The organism is Pseudomonas sp. PDM22, assembly GCF_014851965.1.
Classification (GTDB): Bacteria; Pseudomonadota; Gammaproteobacteria; order Pseudomonadales; family Pseudomonadaceae; genus Pseudomonas.
On record NZ_JACVAR010000008.1, the window covers coordinates 266,887 to 287,520 of the forward strand.

The 20,634-nt window shown below is 66.7% G+C and carries 24 protein-coding genes; 14 read left to right on the forward strand and 10 right to left on the reverse strand.

The window, feature by feature from the left end; all coding sequences use genetic code 11:
• Positions 1-115 precede the first annotated feature (115 nt).
• From IB255_RS26155 to IB255_RS26205, 11 genes are all read left to right on the forward strand, one after another.
• A complete protein-coding gene (locus tag IB255_RS26155; RefSeq protein ID WP_192211052.1) occupies positions 116-1,300 on the forward strand; it encodes an MFS transporter in 1,185 nt (394 codons plus the stop codon).
• Positions 1,301-1,322: 22 nt separating this feature from the next.
• Entirely contained in the window at positions 1,323-2,393 is a 1,071-nt protein-coding gene (locus IB255_RS26160) for an aromatic ring-hydroxylating dioxygenase subunit alpha (RefSeq protein ID WP_225595025.1), read from the forward strand.
• Positions 2,386-3,339 carry a PDR/VanB family oxidoreductase gene (locus tag IB255_RS26165; RefSeq protein WP_151187595.1) on the forward strand — a complete coding sequence of 318 codons (954 nt, stop codon included), beginning with the start codon at positions 2,386-2,388 and terminating at the stop codon, positions 3,337-3,339. The genes IB255_RS26160 and IB255_RS26165 overlap by 8 nt, the downstream gene beginning before the upstream one ends.
• A gap of 10 nt (positions 3,340-3,349) precedes the next feature.
• Complete coding sequence (locus IB255_RS26170) at positions 3,350-4,414, forward strand: aromatic ring-hydroxylating dioxygenase subunit alpha (RefSeq protein WP_192211053.1); 1,065 nt, start codon at positions 3,350-3,352, stop codon at positions 4,412-4,414.
• Complete coding sequence (locus IB255_RS26175; RefSeq protein WP_192211054.1) at positions 4,411-5,184, forward strand: SDR family NAD(P)-dependent oxidoreductase; 774 nt, start codon at positions 4,411-4,413, stop codon at positions 5,182-5,184. Before IB255_RS26170 ends, IB255_RS26175 begins: the two co-directional genes overlap by 4 nt.
• Positions 5,185-5,195: 11 nt before the next feature.
• Complete coding sequence (locus IB255_RS26180; RefSeq protein WP_192211055.1) at positions 5,196-5,768, forward strand: cupin domain-containing protein; 573 nt, start codon at positions 5,196-5,198, stop codon at positions 5,766-5,768.
• A complete protein-coding gene (locus IB255_RS26185) occupies positions 5,765-6,757 on the forward strand; it encodes a fumarylacetoacetate hydrolase family protein (RefSeq protein ID WP_192211056.1) in 993 nt (330 codons plus the stop codon). The genes IB255_RS26180 and IB255_RS26185 overlap by 4 nt, the downstream gene beginning before the upstream one ends.
• Positions 6,748-7,731, forward strand: a complete 984-nt coding sequence (locus IB255_RS26190) for an NAD-dependent epimerase/dehydratase family protein (protein ID WP_081518473.1) — start codon at positions 6,748-6,750, stop codon at positions 7,729-7,731. The genes IB255_RS26185 and IB255_RS26190 overlap by 10 nt, the downstream gene beginning before the upstream one ends.
• Positions 7,728-8,528: a cyclase family protein gene (locus IB255_RS26195; protein WP_081518472.1), complete on the forward strand. Its 801-nt coding sequence runs from the start codon at positions 7,728-7,730 to the stop codon at positions 8,526-8,528. The genes IB255_RS26190 and IB255_RS26195 overlap by 4 nt, the downstream gene beginning before the upstream one ends.
• 85 nt (positions 8,529-8,613) lie before the next feature.
• Entirely contained in the window at positions 8,614-8,958 is a 345-nt protein-coding gene (locus IB255_RS26200; RefSeq protein ID WP_192211057.1) for a cupin domain-containing protein, read from the forward strand.
• 99 nt (positions 8,959-9,057) lie between these two features.
• The gene (locus IB255_RS26205) at positions 9,058-9,720 is read left to right on the forward strand and encodes a VIT1/CCC1 transporter family protein (protein WP_192211058.1); all 663 of its coding nucleotides are present in this window, start codon (positions 9,058-9,060) and stop codon (positions 9,718-9,720) included.
• Positions 9,721-9,739: 19 nt separating this feature from the next.
• On the opposite strand, the gene IB255_RS26210 is transcribed toward IB255_RS26205, so the two are convergent.
• Positions 9,740-10,639: a LysR family transcriptional regulator gene (locus IB255_RS26210; protein WP_192211059.1), complete on the reverse strand. Its 900-nt coding sequence runs from the start codon at positions 10,637-10,639 to the stop codon at positions 9,740-9,742.
• Between the two features lie 139 nt (positions 10,640-10,778).
• Here IB255_RS26210 and IB255_RS26215 point away from each other — a divergent pair, with 139 nt between their 5' ends.
• On the forward strand, positions 10,779-11,432 hold the full coding sequence (locus tag IB255_RS26215) for an NADPH-dependent F420 reductase (RefSeq protein WP_192211060.1): 654 nt from the start codon (positions 10,779-10,781) through the stop codon (positions 11,430-11,432).
• A 79-nt stretch (positions 11,433-11,511) separates the two neighbouring features.
• Entirely contained in the window at positions 11,512-12,156 is a 645-nt protein-coding gene (locus IB255_RS26220; RefSeq protein ID WP_192211068.1) for a DUF998 domain-containing protein, read from the forward strand.
• A gap of 57 nt (positions 12,157-12,213) precedes the next feature.
• Here IB255_RS26220 and IB255_RS26225 read toward each other — a convergent pair whose 3' ends face one another.
• The 3 genes from IB255_RS26225 to IB255_RS26235 all read right to left on the reverse strand — a co-directional run bounded on the left by IB255_RS26225 (position 12,214) and on the right by IB255_RS26235 (position 16,269).
• Positions 12,214-14,694, reverse strand: a complete 2,481-nt coding sequence (locus IB255_RS26225) for a TonB-dependent siderophore receptor (protein WP_192211061.1) — start codon at positions 14,692-14,694, stop codon at positions 12,214-12,216.
• Positions 14,695-14,806: 112 nt separating this feature from the next.
• On the reverse strand, positions 14,807-15,763 hold the full coding sequence (locus IB255_RS26230; protein WP_318652771.1) for a FecR domain-containing protein: 957 nt from the start codon (positions 15,761-15,763) through the stop codon (positions 14,807-14,809).
• Entirely contained in the window at positions 15,760-16,269 is a 510-nt protein-coding gene (locus IB255_RS26235) for a sigma-70 family RNA polymerase sigma factor (RefSeq protein ID WP_151187586.1), read from the reverse strand. The genes IB255_RS26230 and IB255_RS26235 overlap by 4 nt, the downstream gene beginning before the upstream one ends.
• A 215-nt stretch (positions 16,270-16,484) precedes the next feature.
• Between IB255_RS26235 and IB255_RS26240 the strand changes: the two genes are divergently transcribed.
• The gene (locus IB255_RS26240) at positions 16,485-16,727 is read left to right on the forward strand and encodes a hypothetical protein (RefSeq protein WP_081518705.1); all 243 of its coding nucleotides are present in this window, start codon (positions 16,485-16,487) and stop codon (positions 16,725-16,727) included.
• Positions 16,728-16,893: 166 nt separating this feature from the next.
• On the opposite strand, the gene IB255_RS26245 is transcribed toward IB255_RS26240, so the two are convergent.
• The 6 genes from IB255_RS26245 to IB255_RS26270 form a co-directional block, all read right to left on the reverse strand.
• Positions 16,894-17,331, reverse strand: a complete 438-nt coding sequence (locus IB255_RS26245) for an HIT family protein (RefSeq protein WP_081518464.1) — start codon at positions 17,329-17,331, stop codon at positions 16,894-16,896.
• Positions 17,332-17,534: 203 nt separating this feature from the next.
• A complete protein-coding gene (locus tag IB255_RS26250) occupies positions 17,535-18,569 on the reverse strand; it encodes a beta-propeller fold lactonase family protein (protein ID WP_192211062.1) in 1,035 nt (344 codons plus the stop codon).
• A gap of 322 nt (positions 18,570-18,891) precedes the next feature.
• Entirely contained in the window at positions 18,892-19,143 is a 252-nt protein-coding gene (locus IB255_RS26255) for a heavy-metal-associated domain-containing protein (protein WP_168190516.1), read from the reverse strand.
• Positions 19,144-19,265: 122 nt separating this feature from the next.
• On the reverse strand, positions 19,266-19,604 hold the full coding sequence (locus tag IB255_RS26260; protein WP_081518461.1) for an SH3-like domain-containing protein: 339 nt from the start codon (positions 19,602-19,604) through the stop codon (positions 19,266-19,268).
• The gene (gene nthA / locus IB255_RS26265; protein ID WP_081518460.1) at positions 19,601-20,260 is read right to left on the reverse strand and encodes a nitrile hydratase subunit alpha; all 660 of its coding nucleotides are present in this window, start codon (positions 20,258-20,260) and stop codon (positions 19,601-19,603) included. The genes IB255_RS26260 and nthA overlap by 4 nt, the downstream gene beginning before the upstream one ends.
• Positions 20,257-20,610 carry an SH3-like domain-containing protein gene (locus IB255_RS26270; RefSeq protein WP_081518459.1) on the reverse strand — a complete coding sequence of 118 codons (354 nt, stop codon included), beginning with the start codon at positions 20,608-20,610 and terminating at the stop codon, positions 20,257-20,259. Before IB255_RS26270 ends, nthA begins: the two co-directional genes overlap by 4 nt.
• Between the last annotated feature and the right edge of the window lie 24 nt (positions 20,611-20,634).

The following is a 20,634-nucleotide window of genomic DNA, read 5'->3' on the forward strand; positions in this document are numbered from 1 at the left end:
GCACAACGAAAACAAGAGGACGACCCCATGCCCTGCCTGAAGACCCTGTGGCGCGAGCTGCGCGCCGGCCTGATCCAGTACGGCGCCACCCATTGCCTGCTGGTGGAGGTGCCTCATGAGCGCTGATCGCCGTGCTGGCAGCGCCCAGGCCCTGTTGCTGCTGTTCGGCAGCTGCCTGCCGGTGCTTGGCGCGGTGCTCATCGCGCCGGTGCTGCCACGCATGCAGGCGCACTTCGCCGAGGCTCCCGGCGCCGCTGTGCTGGTGCCGGTGGCGCTGACCTTGCCGGCGCTGGTGATCGCCTTCCTCGCGCCGCTGGCCGGGGTGCTGGCCGACCGCGTGGGACGGCGCTCGCTGCTGCTCGCCAGCATGCTGCTGTACAGCCTCTGCGGCGTGCTGCCGCTGTGGCTGGATTCGCTTGGCCTGATCGTCGCCAGCCGCGCCGGCATCGGCCTGGCGGAAGCGGGGATCATGACCTGCTGCACCACGCTGATGGGCGACTACTTCGACGGCCAGCGCCGCGAGCGCCTGTTCGCCCTGCAGATGGTTGCCACCTCGCTGTCCGCCGCGCTGTTCATGGGCCTGGGCGGCGCGCTGGGGGAGAGCAGCTGGCGCACCCCGTTCGTGCTCTATGCCGTGGGCGTGCTGTGCCTGCCGCTGATGGCCGCCTTGCTCTGGGAGCCGCAGGCACGCCGCGTCGAGCATGCGCCGGCCAGCGCCTCGCGCTTCCCCTGGGCGGCGCTGGCGCCGCTGTACCTGCTCACCGGGCTGGCCGGCATCAGCCTGTTCATCGTGCCGGTGCAGGCGGGCTACCTGCTGCAACTGCTGCACGTCGACGGCCCGCAGCAGATCGGCCTGACCATGGGCGCCAACCAGCTCGGCGTGCTGGCCGGTGCGCTGACCTTCCGCCTGCTCGCCGGGTTACCGGCGCGTCGCCTGCTGGCGCTGGGCTTCGCCACGGCGGGCCTGGGAGGCGGGCTGATGGCGCTGTCATCCAGCCATGCGCCCGTGGTCCTCGCCGTGCTGTTGAACGGGCTGGGCGTGGGCCTGCTGCTGCCGACGCTGATCACCCAGGTGATGCAGCAGGTCGGCTTCGACCAGCGCGGCCGCGCCACCGGTGGCTTCACCGCATCGATCTTCGCCGGCGAATTCGTCAGCCCGTTGCTGGTGCTGGCGCTCACCGGCGGCATCGCCACCCAGCTGCCGCATGCGCTGCTGCTGGTGGCGCTGGCCCAGCTCGCACTGGCTCCGCTGTGCCTGGTGCTGCTGGGGCGACAGATCAAGTCTCAGGCGCTGGCCTGATCACGACAACAAGAACGAGGACATGACCGTGAGCTACTTGCGCAACACCTGGTACGCCGCTGCCTGGGACACCGAGGTCGAAGCCGGGCAACTGTTCCCGCGCACCCTGCTGGACGAACCCGTGCTGCTCTACCGCGACAGCCAGGGCATCGCCCGGGCCATCGGCAACCGCTGCCCGCATCGCTTCGCACCGCTGCACATGGGCTGCCTGAAGGCCGACGAGGTGCAGTGCGCCTACCACGGCCTGCGTTTCGACAGCAGCGGGGCCTGCACCCACAACCCCCACGGCGATGGCGTCATCCCGCGGGCGGCGAAGGTCAGGGCCTATCCCCTGGTGGAGCGCCACAGCCTGCTGTGGATCTGGATGGGCGAGCCGGCGCTGGCCGACCCGCAGCGCATCCCCGACTTCAGCTGCATGGACGCCGGGCAATGGTTCGTCGGCAAGGGCTACCTGCATGCCAAGGCCAACTACGTGCTGGAAACCGACAACATCATGGACCTCAGCCACGTCGAGTTCCTGCACCCCGCGACCCTCGGCGGCGAAGGCGTGAAGAGCGCGATCACCAGCGTCGAGCAGGAGGGCGACAGCGTCTGGTCGAACCGCCAGACCGTGGCCGAGATCATGCCGGACTTCCTCTACCAGGCGATGAACATCCCCCAAGGCACCCCGGTGGACCGCTGGATCGATGTGCGCTGGGACGCCCCCGCCAACATGCTGCTGTACGCCGGCGCGGTGCCCACCGGGCGGCCGCGCAGCGAAGGGGTGAACAACCCGATCCCGCACCTGTTCACGCCGGAAACCGGCAAGACCACCCACTACTGGTTTGCCATGTGCTTCCCCAAAGCCATGGGCCCGATGGGCGAGCAACTGGCCCGCGAACAGGTCGAGGCGATTCGCCGGCCATTCGCCACCGAGGACCTGCCGATGCTCGAAGCGCAGCAGGAGATGATGGGCGACGCCGAGTTCTGGTCGCTCAAGCCGGTGCTGCTGGTCGGCGATGCCGGTGCGATCCGTGCCCGACGCGTGCTCGACCGGCTGATCGCCGAAGAGCGCACGGCTGCCGAAGTGGCGAAGGAGGCCGGCCATGCTTGAGGTCCTCGTCAGCCGCCGCCAGCACGAGGCGCAGGACATCCTCGGCTTCGAGCTGCGCTCGCTGGATGGCGCCAGCCTGCCGCCGTTCAGCGCCGGTTCGCATATCGACGTACACCTGCCCAACGGGCTGGTGCGCCAGTACTCGCTGTGCAACGACCCACGCGAGCACGACCGCTACCAGATCGGCGTGCTCCTCGACCCAGCTTCGCGCGGTGGTTCGCGCTGCCTGCACGAGGCGGTGGAAGAGGGCACGCGGCTGCGCATCAGCGAGCCGCGCAACCTCTTCCCGCTGGCCCACGCAGCCGGCCGCAGCCTGCTGTTCGCCGGCGGCATCGGCATCACGCCGATCCTCTGCATGGCCGAACGACTCGCGCAGAGCGGCGCCGCTTTCGAGCTGCACTACTGCTGTCGCTCGGCCGACCGCGCGGCCTTCCTCGAGCGCCTGAGCCGGTCGAGCTTCGCCGACCAGGTACAACTGCATTTTGACGACGGCCCCGCCGAACAGCGCCTGGATGCCGCGAGCCTGCTGGCAGCGCCGGCGACCGACACGCACCTCTACGTCTGCGGGCCCGGCGGCTTCATGGCCCATGTGCTGGACAGTGCGCGCCAGGCCGGCTGGGACGAGTCGCACCTGCACCGCGAGTACTTCGCGGCGGCGCCCGAGCCCGAGGCCGCCAGCGGCAGCTTCGAGGTGCAACTGGCGAGCAGTGGGCAGTGCTTCCTGATTCCTCCTGAGCGCAGCGTCGCCGACGTGCTGCTGGAGGTCGGCGTGGACATCCCGCTGTCCTGCGAACAGGGCATCTGCGGCACCTGCGTGACCCGCGTGCTGGCCGGCGAGCCGGAGCACCGCGACCTGTTCATGACCGCTGCCGAACACGCCCGTAACGACCAGTTCACGCCCTGCTGCTCGCGCTCGAAGAGCCCGCGCCTGGTACTCGATCTCTGAGGAGCCACTGATGATTCCCAGCCCCATCGCCACCTTCGACCCCGCTGCGCCCACCGGCCAGCCCGATTTCCCGCAGGACCGCTGGTACGTCGCCGGCTTCGCCTGGGAGCTCGGCGACAAGCCACTGGCGCGCACGCTGCTCGGGCAGCCGCTGGTGCTGTTCCGCACCGCTGAAGGCAGCGTCGCCGCACTGGAAGACCGTTGCTGCCACCGCGCCTTGCCGCTGTCACTCGGCACCCTCGAGCAGGACGGTCTGCGCTGCGGTTACCACGGCCTGCTGTTCGGTGCCGACGGCCGCTGCCTGGAGATTCCCGGCCAGGCCAAGGTGCCCGGCAAGGCGCTGGTGAAGGCCTTCGTCCTGCGCGAGCGTGACCAGATCCTCTGGCTCTGGCATGGCAGCGCCGCCCCCGACCGGGAGCCACCGGCCTACCCGCACCACGACAGCGGCCAGTACCGCTTCGGCGGTGACGTCTACCACTATGCGGCGCCGTGGCAGCTCATCCACGACAACCTGCTCGACCTCAGCCACCTGGGCTACGTGCACCTGCGCACCATCGGCGGCAATGCGCGCATCCACATGAACGCGCAGATGCAGGTCAGCGGCGATGAGCAGTCGGTACGGGTGGTGCGCCACATGCTCGACTCCGAGCCGCCGCCCACCTACCGCGACGCCTATCCGTTCAAGGGGCGCATCGACCGCTGGCAGGAGATCGAATTCCAGCCCTCGCACCTGTGTATCTGGACCGGCGCGGTGGACGCCGGCAGCGAGCCCATCGATACGCCCGAGCGGGGTGGCTTCCACCTGCGCGGCTTCCATGGCGTGACCCCGGAGACGAAAGAGACCTGTCACTACTTCTGGACCCAGGCGACCAATCCCCAGGCCGACCCGGAAGAGAACCTGAGCCGGGTGCTGGAGCAGACCCGCCTGACCTTCGACGAGGACAAGCAGGTGATCGAGGCGCAGTACGCCAACCTGCTCCGCTTCGGCGAGCGGCCGATGGTCGACATCCATGTCGATGCCGGCGCCAACCGCGCCCGGCGAATCATTGCCAGCCTGCTGGCGGCCCAGGCATGAGCGCGCTGTTTTCCCTGGCCGGCAAGGCTGCGCTGATCACCGGCGCCACCCGTGGCATCGGCCTGGCCATCGCCCGCGAATACGGCCGTGCCGGCGCTCGTCTGGTGATCAGCAGTGAGAGTGCCGAGGACTGTGCGCGAGCGTTGCAGTCGCTGGCTGAGGAGGGCATCGACGTGATCGCCGTCCCCGCCGACCTGCGTGACGCTCACGCCGTGCAGGCCCTGGCGCAGCAGGCTCTGGAACATCTCGGTCGGCTCGATGCGCTGGTCTGCAATGCCGGCGTCGCGCCGCACCTGGGGCCGCTCGGCACGGCCAGCGATGCCGACTGGGAGCTGACCTTCAGCGTCAACCTGCGCAGCGCACTGTGGCTGACCAGCGCCTTGCTCCCGGCCATGGCCGAAGGTGGCGGCGGCAGCGTGGTGCTGATGGCCAGCATCGCCGGCGTGCGCGGCAACAAGAGCCTGGGCCTGTATGGGTTGTCCAAGGCCGGGCTGGCGCAGCTGGCGCGCAACCTGGCGGTGGAGTGGGGGCCGGCGAACGTCCGCGTCAACGCCATCAGCCCTGGCGTGATCCAAACCGAATTCGCCCGTCCGCTCACCGACAATCCCGACGTCCTGCAGCGCCGCCTGGCGCTCACGCCGCTGCGCCGGGTCGGCCGGCCCGAGGAAGTGGCGGCCCTGGCATTGCTGCTGGCCGCTCCCGGTGGCGCCTTCATTAGCGGACAGAATCTCATCGTCGACGGTGGCACGACCATCGGTGACGGCAATTGAAAGGAGACAGCATGCAACAGCTTCCCACCTTCAAACGCGTGGTCACCGGCCACGACGGTCACGGCCAGGCGGTGGTCGCCAGCTGCGGCCCGACGCCGAACAACTTCCCGCTCAAGGCGGTGCCCGGCACGCTGTTCTACGAGGTCTGGAACAGCCTCGGCAGCCCTGCGGCGCTGGACAACGGCGACGACCCCACCGCGCAGCCGCTGCAGCTCAGCCCCGGCCCGCTGGGCAGCGTCATCCGCGTGGTGGATATCCCGCCGGACAGCGTGCAGAACCAGGTCAGCGCCGAAGACGCCGCCGCGGTCTTCGCCGAAATCGGCGAATCCCATGCCGGCACCGGCAAGGCCGACTCGAAGCACAAGCTGATGCACCGCACCCAGACCCTGGACTACGGCATCGTCACCGAGGGTGAGGTCTGGCTGGTGCTGGATGACGGCGAGGTGCACCTCAAGCGCGGTGACATCGTGGTGCAGCGCGGCACCAATCACGCGTGGAGCAACCGCACCGAAGCATTGGCGCGGATGGTCTTCATTCTTCTCGATGGTCGTTACGCGGCCGAGTTGAAGGAGCTGCTGCCATGAAGTTTGCCACCCTCGATGACGGCAGCCGCGATGGCCGCCTGCTGGTAGTCTCCCGCGACCTGACGCGGGCGGTGGACGCCAGCGGCATCGCCGCCACCCTGCAGGCCGCGCTGGACAACTGGGAGCTGCTGGAATCCGACCTGCAGCGGCTGTACCAGCGGCTCAACGCCAATGCCGTCGCCGGCGCCTTCGATCTCGACCCGGCGCAACTCGCCGCGCCGCTGCCACGCGCCTGGCAATGGCTGGACGGCTCCTGCTTCCTCAGCCACGGCGAGCTGATGCAGAAGGCCTTCAACCTGGAGCCCATCGAAGGCGTCGAGCGCATTCCGCTGATCTACCAGGGTGCTGGCGACGACTTCCTCGGTCCCCGCGCGGATATCCCGCTGCCCAGCGAAGCCCACGGCATCGACTTCGAAGGCGAGTTCGCCGTGCTGCTCGACGCGGTGCCCATGGGCTGCCCGGCGGAGCAGGCACTCAACCATGTGCGCCTGGTGCTGCAGCTCAACGACGTCAGCCTTCGCGCGCTGGCGCCTCGCGAGATGAAGACCGGCTTCGGCTTCCTCCAGGCCAAGCCGGCATCCAGCTTCGCCCCGGTGGCGGTGACCCCGGACGAGCTGGGCCATGCCTGGCGCGACGGTCGCGTGCACCTGCCGTTGAAGGTGGAATGGAACGGCGAATGGTTCGGCCATCCCCATGGCGGCGCCATGCACTTCGGCTTCCATGAGCTGATCGCCCATGCCGCCCTGACGCGGCGCCTGAGCGCCGGCACGCTGATCGGCTCGGGCACCGTGTCCAACGCCGATCGCTCGGTGGGCTCGGCCTGCATCGCCGAGCGCCGCGCCATCGAGACCATCGCCCACGGCGCACCGCGCACGGCCTTCATGCACTTCGGCGACCGCGTGCGCATGGAAGCTCGCGGCAGCGAAGGCGAGGTGCTCTTCGGCGCCATCGACCAGTGCGTGGTGCAAGGGGGCTGGCCATGCGCGTGATGGTCAGCGGGGCCAATGGCTTCGTCGGCCGCCTGCTGGTGCGTCGCCTGCTGGAAGTGGGCGAGCTGCGCGGGAGGCGGATCGGAGCCTTGCTGTTGCTGGACCAGAAACTCGACGGCCTGCCTGACGATTCGCGCCTGCGCCGGCATTACGGCAGCGTCACCGATCCGGCCTTGCTGCGCCGTGTGCTGGCCGATGGTGTCGACGTGGTGTTCCACCTGGTGAGCGTGCCCGGCGGTGCCGCCGAAGCGCAGTACGAACTGGGTTACCAGGTCAATCTGCAGGCCAGCCTGGAGCTGCTGCACCAGCTGCGCAATCCCGCGCGGCCGCCGGTGCTGGTGTATGCCAGCAGCGTGGCGGTCTACGGCGGCGAGCTGCCGGCGCGGATGGACGAGGCACAGCCGGCGGCGCCGCAGCTGTCCTACGCGGCGCACAAGCGCATGGTGGAGATTGCCCTGCAGGATCTGTCCCGGCGCGGCGAAGTGGACGGGCGCGCCCTGCGCCTGCCCGGCATAGTCGCCCGGCCGCGCGAGCCCAACGGGCTGCGCTCGGCCTTCATGAGCGACCTGCTGCACGCCTGTGCGGCGGGGGACAGCTACACCTGCCCGGTGTCGCCGCAGGCCAGCGCCTGGTGGATGTCGGCCCGCTGCTGCGTGGACAACCTGCTGCACGCCGCCGAACTCAGGGAGCCCGGCAGCCAGCGGGTGTGGCAACTGCCAGTGCTGCAGCTGTCCATCGCCCAGGTGCTTGCCGGGCTTGCAGCCTGTTTTGGCGAGGCCAACTGCGAGCGCATCGCCTTCGAACCCGATCCGCAACTGGAGGCGCTGTTCGGCGCCTATCCGCCACTGCGCACGCCGCAGGCCCGTGAGCTGGGCTTCTGCCACGACGGCACGGTGGCCGGCCTGCTGCGCAACGCCCTCGACCTCCCGCCGCGTCGCAGCCGCGCCGCCGCCCGCAAAGGAATCTCCGCATGAGCCTGAACCAACGCCGTCTGCTGGACCTGTCCGTGACCCTGGACAACAACCCCTATACCGACCCGCCGCCCCTGCTGCCGAAGATCGACTACATGGACCACCAGCAGGGCTGGCCGGAAATGGCCGCGATGTTCCCCGGCCTGCGCAAGGAAGACCTGCCCGGCGACGAGTCTTGGGCGGCCGAGCGCCTGCAGATCACCACCCACAGTGGCACCCACATGGACGCGCCGTGGCACTACGCTTCCACCACCGACGGTGGCAAACCGGCCTTCGGCATCGACGAGCTGCCGCTGGAGTGGTGCCTGCAGCCGGGGGTGAAGCTGGACTTCCGTCACTTCCCGGACGGCCATGTGGTGACTGCCGCCGAGGTCGAGGCCGAACTGGCGCGCATCGGCCATGCGCTGCAGCCGCTGGACATCGTGCTGGTGAACACCCGCGCCGGCAGCCTGTTCGGCCAGCCGGGCTACCTCGAAGCCGGCGTCGGCATGGGCCGCGAGGCAACGCTTTACCTGCTGGAGCGCGGCGTGCGGGTGGTGGGCACCGATGCCTGGAGCTGGGATGCGCCCTTCAAGTACACCCGCGAACGCTTCGCCGCCTCGGGTGACGCGTCGATCATCTGGGAGGGCCACAAGGCCGGGCGCGACATCGGCTACGGGCAGATGGAGAAGCTCGCCAACCTCGAGCAACTGCCTGACCACGGCTTCCTGGTCAGCTGCTTCCCCTACAAGATCCGCCACGCCTCCGCCGGTTTCGTGCGCGCCGTGGCGATCCTGGAGCCCCTGCCAGCCGTGGGCTGAACGACCCTTTGTCGCCTCGCTTAGAGCGGCGCCATGCAACGTCTTTACTGGCACAGAGAACCTGTCGTTCAGCGAGGCGCGCGCGATGAACAGCCAAGAGGTGGCCCCCGAGACCCGGGGCGTGACGGTGGAGCTGTTGTCCTCGGTCGACCTCGGCCCGGAGATCGAGGGCATGGCCGGCCGGCAATTGCGGATGCGCCGGGTGACCATCGCGCCCGGCGGCGTCTTCGGGCCGTTGCATGACCACGTGGACCGCCCCGGCACGGTGTTCATCCTGCAGGGCACCATCACCGACCATCGCGACGGAATCGCCACCGACTACGGACCGGGCGTCGGCTGGCCCGAGGACCACAACACCACGCACTGGCTGGAGAACCGCGGCAGCGTCACCGCCGTGGAGATTTCGGTCGACATCGTCCGGCTGGGTTAGTCCTGGCCGGACGCGTTGCTTCGATCACCACTTGCAAGCGCTCAGTCAATGGCATGAACGAGGGACGACGAGCCGTGCTCGACGATCAGGAGGGCAGCGATGGACAAAGCCGAGAAGGGCACCTGGCAGCGGGTGCTGGAACCGATCGACCGCATCACCGAAGTGATTTTCGGTCTGCTGATGGCCATGACCTTCATCGGCTCGCTGAGCGTGGCGACCTCGGGGCGGGAGGAGGTGCGCACCATGCTGATCGCCGCGCTGGGCTGCAACCTCGCCTGGGGCCTGGCCGATGCCGTGATCTTCCTGATGCGAACCTGGACCGAGCGCACTCGCAGCCGCACGCTGCTGGAGCGCCTGCAGGGCGGCACCGAACCGCGCGCCGGGCAGAGCCTCATCGCCGCCGAACTGCCACCGCGCATCGCCACGGCGGCGGGTGCGGAAGGGCTGGAAGTGCTGCGCCTGCGGATGCTGGGCAATGCCGGCACGCCCATCGAGGCGCGGATCGGCTGGGCAGACATCAAGGGCGCGCTGGCAACCTTCCTGCTGGTGGTGCTGGCGACCTTCCCGCTGGTCATCCCCTTCCTGCTGATCGACCAGACCGGCCCGGCCATCCGCGCTTCCAATGCGGTGGCGCTGGTGATGCTGTTCATCTCCGGCTGGATGCTCGCCCGCTATTCCGGCGGTTCGCCCTGGGCGGGCGGGATTGCATTGGCGGTAGTGGGTACGGCGCTGCTGTTCGCCATCATTGCGCTGGGTGGCTGAGGCCTGGTCGGCTGTTCGTTCAGGCCGGCCTGGCTCCCAGTTCGGCGACTACCTGGTCGACGAAACGGCGCAGCTTCGGCGGCATGCGGCGGTCGCTGGCGTAGAGCAGATGGACCTGCCGCGCCGGTGCCTGAAGGTCGGGGAACAGCTGCACCAGGCGGCCCTGCCGGAGGTCCTCGGCGAGCATCATCTCGGCGCCGAGGATGATGCCCAGGCCATCGCACGCGGCGGCGCGCTGCGCGCGGGCGTCGTTGACCTGAAGGCGGCTGCTCTGGGCCAGCAGTTGCAGGCTTTCACCCCCCAGCATCTGCCACCCCCCGGATACCGATGCAGGCCAGGCGGTAAGCCCCAGGCAGTGGTGCCCTTCGAGATCGTCGGGCGTCTGCGGAGTGCCATGCTCGGCGAGGTAGGCTGGCGCCGCGCAGGCGATCAGCCGATAGGCCGCCAATGGCCGCGCGACCAGGCTGGAGTCGTCCAGCGGTCCTATGCGGATCACCGCTTCGAAGCTCTCGTCGATCAGGTCTACCAGGCGGTCACTGAGCGACAACTCGATCTTCACGTCCGGGTGCTGGCGCAGGTAGCGGCCCAGCAGCGGCATCAGGCAGTAGGTGCCGTAGGTGACCGGAGCGCTGATCCGCAATCGTCCCCGGGGGGCCGCGAGATGATCCAGGGCCAGGGCATCCGCCGCCTCTGCTTCGGCCAGTACGCGTTTGCAGCTTTCATAGTAGTGCTGGCCGATCTCGGTCAGGCTCTGCCGGCGGGTGGTGCGGTTGAGCAGCTTGACGCCCAGGCGCTCCTCCAGCGCGCTGACATGCTTGCCGGCCATCTGCGAGGACATGCCCAGCGCCGCCCCGGCGGAGGAGAACGAGCCGCTGTCGGCGGCCCTGACGAACACCGCCATGCTTTGCAGTCGATCCATGATTCGCTACCTGTGGTTTCGACACTTCCAAATGAAGGCCGATATTTCAGCTGTCTGATTTCAAATAGCATCCTGACTTCCGGTCTGGCTGGCAAGCGCGGGCCGGTTCCCACTGCACTGCAAGCAAAGGAGTCAGGCGATGCGTATCGGAATCATCGGGGCGGGGTTCATTGGCCGCGCCATGGCGGCACTTGCCGGGAAGAACGGTTGCGAGGTCATGCTCAGCAATTCACGCGGGCCGCACACGCTGGCCAGCACCGCGGCTTCCCTGGGCTGCGAGGTTGGCACCGTGGAGCAGGCGGCGAGCTTCGGCGAGCTGGTGCTCCTGGCGATTCCCTTCTGCCGCTACCCTGAATTGCCGGTGGAAGCCTTCGTCGGCAAGGTCGTGCTGGATGCCGGCAATTACTACCCGCAGCGCGACGGCCAACTCGCCGCGCTGGATGCTCGGCAAACCACCACCAGCGAAATGCTGGCGCAGCACCTGGTTGGCGCCACGGTGGTCAAGGCGTTCAACGCCATCCTCGAGCGTGATCTGGTCGCCGATGCCCGCCCGGCCGGCGCCGCCGATCGTCGGGCTCTACCCATGGCTGGTGACGACCTGCAGGCCAAGCAGGCGGTCAGCGAGTTGCATGAGCGCCTGGGCTACGACGTGGTCGATGCCGGCGCCCTGGGTGAAGGACGGCGGTTCGAGCGCGCCCGCCCGGCTTACTGCAGACGCCTGGACAGCGCCGGCCTGCGCGCCGCACTGGCCGATGAGGGCCCGGACCAGGTTGAAGGCAGCTGGCGTGATTGAACAAGGCATGCGCCGCCGGCAGGCGGTTGCATCGCGAGAGGTGGGATCGATCGCCAACATGACAAGGGAGTGCCATCGCGTGACAAACATTGACCGGAACCTTTTGCGCCTGGGGCTGCTGATTCCATGCTGGCTTTTCGTGGGGGTGGCGCTGACCTCGCTGGGCTACCCCGGCTTCAGCCACCTCGACCAGGCGATGAGTCAGCTGGGTGCAGCAGGTGCGCCGACGCAGGGCTACTCCGCGTGGGTGAACAACTTCCCGCTGGGGGTGCTGTTCGTGCTTTTCGCCGTGGGTGTCGGGCGCAGGTTCGCCGGCTCCCGCCTGGCGTTGCTCGGTGCCGCATTGATAGCACTGCACGGCCTGGCCAGTTTCGCGACCGGCTATTTCTCCTGCGACCAGGGCTGCGCGCCAGCGCAGCCTTCGTCGTCCCAGCAGATCCACAACCTGGCGGGACTGGTGATGTTCCTCTCGCTGACGCTTGCCAGCGCGTTGTGGGCGTTCCTGGGCAAGCGACTGTTGTCGTCACCGGGGTTCGGTGGGTTCTCGGGGCTCTGCGTGGTGCTGGCTGTCGCGACGGTGGTGATGATGGCGAGGGCCTTCGCCGACGGGCATGGGTTCGGGCTGTATCAGCGGCTCAATTACGCCGTTTCCGTGATCTGGGTCGCCGGCCTGGCGTGGGTTGCTCTTTGCGATGAGTCACGAGCGCTGGTGAGCGAGGCATGAGGGAAGGGGCAGTCCCCTGACGTGCATCGTCAGGGGGGCTGCCGCTGCGACATCCGCTCAGAAGTCCGCCTTCAGGGTGACGGTGTAGTTGCGCGGGTCACCGTACTGGTTGCTCGCGTTCAGCCATCCGATGGAGGAGTAGTACTTCTTGTCGAAGAGGTTGTTGCCGTTCAGGGCGACGCTGAGGTTCTTGTTGATCTGGTAGCCGAGGCGGGCGTTCCAGATGGCGTAGCCGGATTGCTTGATATCGCCGACGCCACCGGTGCCGCCGAAGTTGGTGTTGTAGTTCTCGCTCTGGATGCTGGCGCCCGCGCCGGCGGTCCACTGGTTCAGTTCGCCCGGCAGCTTGTAGTCGGCCCAGAAGCGCAGCAGGTGGCGCGGCGTGTAGCTGTTGAAGGTGGAGCCGGAAGACGAGGTGCCGTCACCCGGATCGTTGAGGAACTTGGTCGAGGTGTAGGTGTAGCCGGCGAACAGCTGCAGGTCGCGCAGCACTTCGCCGCTGATCTCCGTGTCGAAGCCCTCGGCGCGAACCTTGCCGCCGGCCACGTAACAGTTGTCTTCGCCGTTCTGCCCGCATTCCGAGGCGTAGTCGTACTGCGCACGGTTCTCCTGGTCCACGCGGAAGATCGCGAAGCTGGTGTTCACCCGCCCATCCATCAGCTCGCCTTTCAGGCCCAGCTCGTAGTTGGAGCCTTCGATGGGCTTGAGCGGAGCGCTGTCCTGGGTCAGCTCGGTCTGCGGCTTGAAGATGTCGGTGTAGCTGGCGTAGACCGACCACTGGTTGTTCAGCTCGTAGATCAGGCCGCCGTAGGGAGTGAACTCGCCGGTTTCCTTCGAATGCGCCGGGGCGGGGGAGGAGGTGGTGAAGCGGGTGAGTTCGTAGTCGTACTGGTAGTTGCTGGTGCGCCCGCCCAGGACCAGGGTCAGTGGCTCGGCCAGCTTGTAGCGAACCACGCCGTAGAGGCCGTTCTGGCGGATGTGACCTTTGGAGGTGCCGGCGTAGGTGGTGCTGAGCATCTCTTCTTCGGTCGGCTCGCGCGGGGAGACCGGGTCGTAGATGTTGATCGGCCCCAGGTTGAGCAAACCGCCCTGCAGGTCGTCGGTCTTCAGGTCGCTGGCGTTGGCGCCGACCACCACCTGGTGCTCCAGGTCGAAGGCACGCCACTTGCCGGCGAGGTTGATGTCGGCGCCCTTGTTGATGTTCTCGAAGTCATAGAGATAGGCGCGCGACTGCATGCCGTCGCCGGTGGCCGGGTCGACCGCGCCACGGCCGAAGCTGTAGAGGATGTCGTTGGTTTCGCGGATGTAGCTGCCTGAGGCATTCAGGCGCCAGTCATCGTTGAAGTCATGGGTGACATCGGCGAAGTAGGTGGTCTGCTTGTTGTTCCATTTGTTCCAGTCCGCACCGGTAAAGGTGGAACGCCCCGCGTGCACCGCGCTGCCGTCCTTGTTGCGCGGCAGGCCGCCGAAGGACGGTGTCGAGTGCAGGTCTTCCACGCTGGCGCCGGCGGCCACTCGGGTATCGTCGGTCAGGTCGTACTCGAGAATGCCGTAGAGCACGTTCTTGCGGCTGTCCGCGGTGTCGTAGAAGTAGTCGCGATCCTCATGGCCTGCTACTACCCGACCGCGCAGCCTGCCGTCGGCGGTGAGCGGGGCGCTGCCATCGATTGTCTGCCGGTAGGTGTCCCAGGAGCCGGCGCTGGCGGTGAGCGAGAGCGACGGCTCGGCCTTCGGGCGCTTGCGCACGAGGTTGATCGCCGCGCCGGGGTTGCCGCTGCCCTGCAGCAGGCCGTTGGCGCCACGCAGGACTTCCACGCGGTCGTAGAGCAGCGTGTCGGAGGTGAAGCTGCTGCCGATGGCGTAGTAGCGGCGGTCGAGGGGGACGCCGTCGTACTGGATGGTCTCCACCTCGAAGCCGCGCGAGTAGATGTACTTGCCGCCGGACGGGCTCTGGTAGGTGGTGATGCCGGTGGTCTTTTCCAGCACCTGGTCCAGGGTGTCGAGGCGCTGGTCGTCCATCGCCTTGCGGGTGATGACGGTGACCGACTGCGGAATGTCCTTCAGGCGCTGGGTGGATTTGCCGATGGTGGCTTCGTTGGAGGTGTAGGAACCGGAGTCTTCCGTTGTCGGCCCCAGGCCCTGGCCGGTGATGATCGTGTCGCTCATCGCCAGCGCCGCCGGAACTTCCTCCAGCACATAGCTGCCGCCCTGGTCCACCGCCCGCAGCCCGGTGCCGGAAAGGAGGGCGGCGAACCCGGCCTCCCGCGAATAGCTACCGTGCAGGCCGGCCGACTGCAGGTGCGCGGTCTTGCTGGCATCGAACGAGAGCGCGACCCCGGCTTCGCTGGCGAAGCGGCTGAGCACCTCGGTCAGCGACCCGGCGGCGATGTCGTACTGCCGGATGCTCTGCACTGCGCTGGACGCTGCGGACTCTGAGGACTCTGCGCCCTGAGCGACGGGTACGCCGACGACGGCAACGCTGAAGAGGGCAGCCTGCACGTGAATGGCAAGCCGGTGGCGAACGAACGGATACAGCATGGTCTCTCCCCGGTGGTGGTGACCAAGTGGGTCACTGATGCCGGAGTAGCCGAACCAGGGACGAAGAAAGTGCACGCTGATTGGAAAAATCTTTTTGTGCCTCCAGGCCGGCTCAGCCGCGCGGAACCACGGTTACCCAATACCCCGTGCGATACACCGCCGTGACAGGGAAGCTGCGCTCCAGGGCCCTGAGCGCGAGGTCGGTGTCATCCACCGGGAAGGCGCCGGAAATGCGCAGGCCACTGATGCGCGGGTCGCACCTCAACCAGCCGTGGCGGTAGCGTCCCAGTTCCTCCAGCAACTCGCCCAGCGGGCGGTCGATGGCAATCAGGCTGCCTTGCGCCCAGGCACCCACCGAGGCGTCGTTGGCCTGCACAGGCTGGATGACGCCGGAGACGATCCGCGTGTGCTGGCCGGCTTCCAGGCGCAACGGCTTGTCCTGGCCGGGCACCGAGACTTCGACGGCTTTCTCCAGCACCGCCACCTCGGTTCCGTTGCCCCAGCTGCCCACGCTGAAACGAGTACCCAGCGCGCGCACGGTGGCGTCGGTGCTGCGTACGCGGAAGGGCCTGTCGAGTGCATCGGTTGCGGTGCTGATCAGCACCTCGCCGGCGCGCAGGACGATCAGACGCTGGTTCGCATCGAACAGCACATCCACGGCGCTGTCCGTGCCCAGTTGCATCCGGCTGCCGTCCGCCAGGGTGAAGTGGCGACGTTCGCCGACCGCGGTCCGGTAGCCGGCGGTGTAGCGTTGGCGTACGTCACTGCGCCAACCCAGGGTGGCCAGGCCGCCCAGCGAGGCGAGCACGACGAAGCTGCGCAGCACCTGGCGCCGGGACTGCCCGGCCGAGGCCAGCGTGGCAGCCGCCAGGCGACCCGGCACGCGGGCCATCTGCAGGTTCACCGATTCGATGCGTTGCCAGGCGCGCTGGTTGATCGGGTCGGCCGCCAGCCAGCGTTGCCAGGCCCGCTGATCGCCGTCTCCCGGCGTCGCGTTGGCCAGGCGTGCGTACCAGCGGGCCGCTTCGCTGATGGCTTCCCGTTCATTGGGTTGCAGGGAGTCGTTCACAGGACTCCCGCCATGGCCAGGCAGCAGTGTTCCATGGCCTTGGCCATGTACTTGTTCACCGTGCGCAGGGAGATACCCAGTCGCTCGGCGATCTGGTTGTAGGTCAGCCCTTCGAGCTGGGAAAGGATGAAGGCCTGCCGGACCTTCGGCCCCAGGCCATCGAGCATCCGGTCGATTTCCTGCAGCGCCTCGAGCAGCAGCGCCTGTTCCTCGAGGGACGGCTGTACCGCTTCGGGCAGCAGCGCCAGCGCCTCCAGATAGGCGCGCTCCAGCGAACGGCGGCGGTACAGGTCGATGACCAGGCCCCGGGCGATGGTCTGCAGGTAGTGCCGGGGCTCGCGGATCGCCTCGGCGCTCCGGGCCATCAGCACGCGAACGAAGGTGTCCTGCGCCAGGTCAGCGGCATCGGCGGCATCGTTGAGGCGCTTGCGCAGCCAGCCACGCAGCCAGCCATGATGGTCGCGGTAAAGCATCCCTACCGCCTGCAGCGACGAATCCCCCTGCATTGCAATCCCCTAAGAACAATTTGCAAACGACAATCGTTATCAAATATACGGGATGTGGGATTGCTTGAAAACTGCAGGTTGGCGATGGTCCGCTTCTGCCCGATGGCTGGCCGGTGCGGAGGGCAGCTTCCGGCCAGGAGCAGACATCGTTTGCTCGATAGGAGACACTGCCCAATCCGCCAATGCACGGTCTTGGGTTAATGACGGAGAGCGCTTTGGAACTTCATGAACATCTGGACGAGGTCAAAGATTCAGCGACTTTCCTGAGTTTTGCTCGGGCACTCGCGGCGGCCGGAACCAATGACGATGGTTGGGAAAACACCACAATCGAAGCCTTTCTGGATGGCGCCATCTCCTGGGCTGAAGATAGCGACTTCGGCTTGAGCCAAGGGATTGCACCATCCAATCCCTGGCGGCAGTTCGCCGCTTTTCTGTATTGCGGCAAGATATACGAGTAGGCGTTCCACTTAACGCCTCGGAAGCGCACAGGAACGCACGGCGGCAACACAGTCCGCTTTGGGTCGGTAGCTGCCCCACTTCACAGACAGAAATCGGCCAGGAGCGGAAGGCCAAAGCTGTCGATGACAAACCCTGAGGACTAACCGGCAGCAAGCTCCAGATTGCTCACTTCGTCGCTTCCAGCACCGCGGCAATTTGCTTGCGCATATACCCATGTGTGTCCTCGACATAGGGTGCTGCCGCTTTCCAGTCGTAGAACCAGGCCGGCATTCTGCGCTTCTCCTCCGGCTCAGTGGCGTAGCGGGGAAAGAGGTGGCAGTGCAGTTCCGGCTCTGAGTTCCCAAGTATCTCGTAGTTCATGCGAAGAGCGCCCGTTACCTGCAAGACCGCATCACCGAGTCGGGCCATGTCCAGCAGGTAGGTGACGCGAGCCTCCGCGTCCAGGTCGTTCAGGCTGGGTACGACAGGGTCGGGAAGCAGCAGGCAATAACCAGGCAGGAACTGCACATCACCCATTACGGCCCAACCGGAGGCCATCCGGCGGATGACTTTGGGATTGGCGCCGTCGCGGGCAAGCTCGACGCGTTCGGTGATAAGGGCCATGGGGCTCGTTTTGTAGATGAAGGAGCTGGGACGGTATCGATATGAGGCTGTGGCCGATAGGCACAGACAGGGAGTTTTTCCCGCATACAGTGCTTTGGGGCGTGGGCCTTGAATCCCCAACTGCCCCTCATCACTGCAAGAAACAAAGCGCCCGATGTGGTGCATCGGGCGCTGGCCAGTGGCATAGGTAGATCGGCGTTGCGTTACGGCGTCATGTTGATGCCATTGGGGTTCTTCGACACCGGCACAGTCTTGACCACCTTGCCTTCCTTGATGTCTACCTTCGACACAGAGTCGGCGAAGGAGTTGGTGACGTAGGCATAACGTCCTTCACGGTCGATCACCACACCATGGGCACCAGCTCCGGTTTCCACGGTACTGGTGACCTTGAAGCTTTCCAGGTCGACCACGCTGACCGAGTTGCCGGGCTTTTCATGTGAGCCCTGGTTGGCGACCACCAGGGTGCGCGAGTCCGGGGTCACGAACAGCTGAATGGGCATGTTGCCGACGCTCACCTTGTGCGCCACCTTGCGTGTGGCGGTGTCGATCACGGCGACTGCGTTTTCACCGGCCAGGGAAACGGCAACCAGGCGACCGTCCGGGGTGAAACTGACCTGTGCGGGCATCTTGCCGACAGGGATCTGCGCCACCTCTTTGCGGCTGGCGGTGTCGACGACCGATACGGTGCCGCCCTTCATGTCTGCGATATAGATCTCCTTGCCATCCGGACTGATGCGCAGGCCATGGGGGAACTTGCCGACCGGGATGGTCGCCAGCGGGCTGCGGGTCGCGGCATCGATCACGCTGATGGTGTTGTCGGCGCTGTTGCTGACGTAAGCCAGGCTGCCGTCGGGGGACACCACCACATGCGCGGGGTGCTTGCCCACTGGCACTTTGGCGACCACCGCCTCGGTGCCGGCATCGATGACCCAGACTGCACCGGGCTTGTCATGGTGCCCACCCTCGCTCTCCTGCTTCGCTCCGTCAGCGGCCATCTTGCCGGGCTCTCCCATGTTGGTCACCCAGACGAACTTGCCGTCGGGCGATACCTGCACGTTGTGCGGCTTCATGCCGACATGGATGCTGGTCAGGGGTTTCAGGGAAGCGGCGTCGAGCACGTCGACCACCGCCGCGCCCTCGTTGGCGGTATAGACCTTGTCGGCGGCAAAGGCGCTGCCTGCAAAGGCCAGCAGGCCGATCTGCACGGCGGCCAGAAGCTTGTTCTTGATGCTTTGCATGTCGATCTCCTCGTTGAAAAAGCGTACTCGTCCGCGCCAGGCTCTCGAGCGAGCCAGCGTGGTCATCTGTCATGGGGCATCACCTGGCGGGCTCAGCCCGTCTGCTCATCCCAGCGCCATGGCGCGGCGATAGTCGTCGCGCAGCAGGGAGCTGCCGGCGATGAGCGAAAGTGATGGTTGGTCGCGGCATCCGGCCCCCGTGCGGGGGCAGGGGCTGTGCATGGGGTCTGTGCGCGTTCATCCGAACGCTTTCTGTGTGGCTTATCCATGTCCACCTTCCGGGGAAGTCGGGCGTCGACGGCGAGTCGACGCCTTGTTGCAGTTACCGGCAGCAGCCGCGCTTTTCCTTGGCTTCACCGGCGTTGGCGGTCACCGTCCCCACTGCTGCCGGGCTGTACCCGGCGGCGCACACGGCGTCGAGAAACTGCGTCGGGTCCTCGTCGGACTCGATCTGCAGCCGACGCGCCGACAGGTCGACCTTCACAGCGGCACTGGCGTCCACTGCCGCAATGACCTTGCGCAGAGTGGCTTCGCAGTGGCCGCAGGTCATGTCTTTGACTTCAATGCTGATCATCTCTCGCGACTCCTGTTGCTTGGTGGATGGAGCCACTTTCAACCTTGACATCATGTCAAGGTCAATGCGCATCAAATGCCTTTTCAACCTGCCGGACGAACGGTCGTGAAAACCGCGGGACCTTAGCCCGCCTCCGTGGCGGCATGGCGCCGCTGTATTTCGTCCATCTTTCTCGCCAATTCCTCGGGAGTGAGAATCTGCTTCTCGAAGCAGAGGTTGGCGAACGCCACGATCCACCGCTCGTAGTAGCTCAGCGCCGAGATCATCTGCGCACCCAATGCTTCGACGCCGCGGCGTTTTTCCTCGGTGTTGATGATCTTGTGGAAGTCGAGGACATCCGCCAGGGCATGGCAGCGCTTTTCCCAGGGCTCCAGCACATGTTCGGTCCGGTCGATCGGGCCGGCCTCGTCGCCGCCGATATCGTTGGGAAGGCGGCGGACCAGTTGTTCACTCTGAGTCATGGGGCGCTCCTTGCGTCCGGGGCGGTGGCGGGAATGACACCGATCATCGAGTCACGGGTCACCAGAGCGGCCAGTTGTTCCTCGTTGTAACCGTCGGTTCCCTCGGGGCGTTTCGGCACCACCAGGAAGCGCACCATCGCCGTGGAGTCGCTGACACGGATCTCCACATCATCGGGGATCTGTGTGCCGAACTCGGCCAGCACCGCACGCGGCTCGCTGACCGCACGCGCCCGGTAAGGCTTGAGCTTGTACCAGTCCGGCGGAAGCCCCAGGAGCGGTCTCGGGTAGCAGGAACAGAGCGTGCAGACGATAAGGTTGTGGACCTTCTCGGTGTTCTCCAGGGCTATCAGCTGCGTATCGTCATAGAAGCTGATGCCCAGCTCTTCACAGGCCGAACGACCGTTGGCAAGCAGGCGCGCCTTGAATGCCGGGTCGGTCCATGCCCGCGCAACGACTCTGGACCCCAGTGCGGGCGTCCGCGAATCCAGCACTTCGATCTGCCGGCGAATCTCGTCGGCGCCTATGAGCCCCTTGGCCACCAGCAATTCGCGGACGGCCGTCTCCATGATCTCGTAGTAACCCGGCCCGCCGGACTCTGCAATTTCGTCGTGGGTATGGTCATGGTCATGATCGTGGTCGTGTCCCTTTTCGCTCATTGATCGACTCTCTCCAGCCAGGTTTCGAAGACCTCGATCCTCAGCCCATCCTGGGCCGAGCCCGCGTACTGCGGCCAGATCTCGGTCATGGGGAATGCCATACGGTAGTAGTGACGCTTTGCACCCGCGTTACGGCCAAAGCCTTCCTGCTCGTTGTCTACGGCAGACGGTTCGACAACGGCCTCGACCGTGCCCACCTTGCCGCGGATATAGATCGGTACTCGGTAATGCCCCACCGGCGAGCGAGTGGCGACGCGTACCCGCTCGCCCGGACGGAAAGCAGGCTGCTCTGCCAGAGCGAAGACGACATCGGGGGCGGGAGCAGAAACGTCCCACGGGCGAACAGTCATGGAATTGTCTCCTCGTTTGCAGCC

What these genes read in the sequence shown, in the direction of transcription:
- IB255_RS26155 (WP_192211052.1), top strand. Translation starts at nt 116, where the DNA reads ATGAGCGCTGATCGCCGTGCTGGCAGCGCCCAGGCCCTGTTGCTGCTG.
- IB255_RS26160 (WP_225595025.1), top strand. Translation starts at nt 1,323, where the DNA reads ATGACCGTGAGCTACTTGCGCAACACCTGGTACGCCGCTGCCTGGGAC.
- IB255_RS26165 (WP_151187595.1), top strand. Translation starts at nt 2,386, where the DNA reads ATGCTTGAGGTCCTCGTCAGCCGCCGCCAGCACGAGGCGCAGGACATC.
- IB255_RS26170 (WP_192211053.1), top strand. Translation starts at nt 3,350, where the DNA reads ATGATTCCCAGCCCCATCGCCACCTTCGACCCCGCTGCGCCCACCGGC.
- IB255_RS26175 (WP_192211054.1), top strand. Translation starts at nt 4,411, where the DNA reads ATGAGCGCGCTGTTTTCCCTGGCCGGCAAGGCTGCGCTGATCACCGGC.
- IB255_RS26180 (WP_192211055.1), top strand. Translation starts at nt 5,196, where the DNA reads ATGCAACAGCTTCCCACCTTCAAACGCGTGGTCACCGGCCACGACGGT.
- IB255_RS26185 (WP_192211056.1), top strand. Translation starts at nt 5,765, where the DNA reads ATGAAGTTTGCCACCCTCGATGACGGCAGCCGCGATGGCCGCCTGCTG.
- IB255_RS26190 (WP_081518473.1), top strand. Translation starts at nt 6,748, where the DNA reads ATGCGCGTGATGGTCAGCGGGGCCAATGGCTTCGTCGGCCGCCTGCTG.
- IB255_RS26195 (WP_081518472.1), top strand. Translation starts at nt 7,728, where the DNA reads ATGAGCCTGAACCAACGCCGTCTGCTGGACCTGTCCGTGACCCTGGAC.
- IB255_RS26200 (WP_192211057.1), top strand. Translation starts at nt 8,614, where the DNA reads ATGAACAGCCAAGAGGTGGCCCCCGAGACCCGGGGCGTGACGGTGGAG.
- IB255_RS26205 (WP_192211058.1), top strand. Translation starts at nt 9,058, where the DNA reads ATGGACAAAGCCGAGAAGGGCACCTGGCAGCGGGTGCTGGAACCGATC.
- IB255_RS26210 (WP_192211059.1), bottom strand. Translation starts at nt 10,639, where the DNA reads ATGGATCGACTGCAAAGCATGGCGGTGTTCGTCAGGGCCGCCGACAGC.
- IB255_RS26215 (WP_192211060.1), top strand. Translation starts at nt 10,779, where the DNA reads ATGCGTATCGGAATCATCGGGGCGGGGTTCATTGGCCGCGCCATGGCG.
- IB255_RS26225 (WP_192211061.1), bottom strand. Translation starts at nt 14,694, where the DNA reads ATGCTGTATCCGTTCGTTCGCCACCGGCTTGCCATTCACGTGCAGGCT.
- IB255_RS26235 (WP_151187586.1), bottom strand. Translation starts at nt 16,269, where the DNA reads ATGCAGGGGGATTCGTCGCTGCAGGCGGTAGGGATGCTTTACCGCGAC.
- IB255_RS26245 (WP_081518464.1), bottom strand. Translation starts at nt 17,331, where the DNA reads ATGGCCCTTATCACCGAACGCGTCGAGCTTGCCCGCGACGGCGCCAAT.
- IB255_RS26250 (WP_192211062.1), bottom strand. Translation starts at nt 18,569, where the DNA reads ATGCAAAGCATCAAGAACAAGCTTCTGGCCGCCGTGCAGATCGGCCTG.
- IB255_RS26255 (WP_168190516.1), bottom strand. Translation starts at nt 19,143, where the DNA reads ATGATCAGCATTGAAGTCAAAGACATGACCTGCGGCCACTGCGAAGCC.
- IB255_RS26260 (WP_081518461.1), bottom strand. Translation starts at nt 19,604, where the DNA reads ATGACTCAGAGTGAACAACTGGTCCGCCGCCTTCCCAACGATATCGGC.
- nthA (WP_081518460.1), bottom strand. Translation starts at nt 20,260, where the DNA reads ATGAGCGAAAAGGGACACGACCACGATCATGACCATGACCATACCCAC.
- IB255_RS26270 (WP_081518459.1), bottom strand. Translation starts at nt 20,610, where the DNA reads ATGACTGTTCGCCCGTGGGACGTTTCTGCTCCCGCCCCCGATGTCGTC.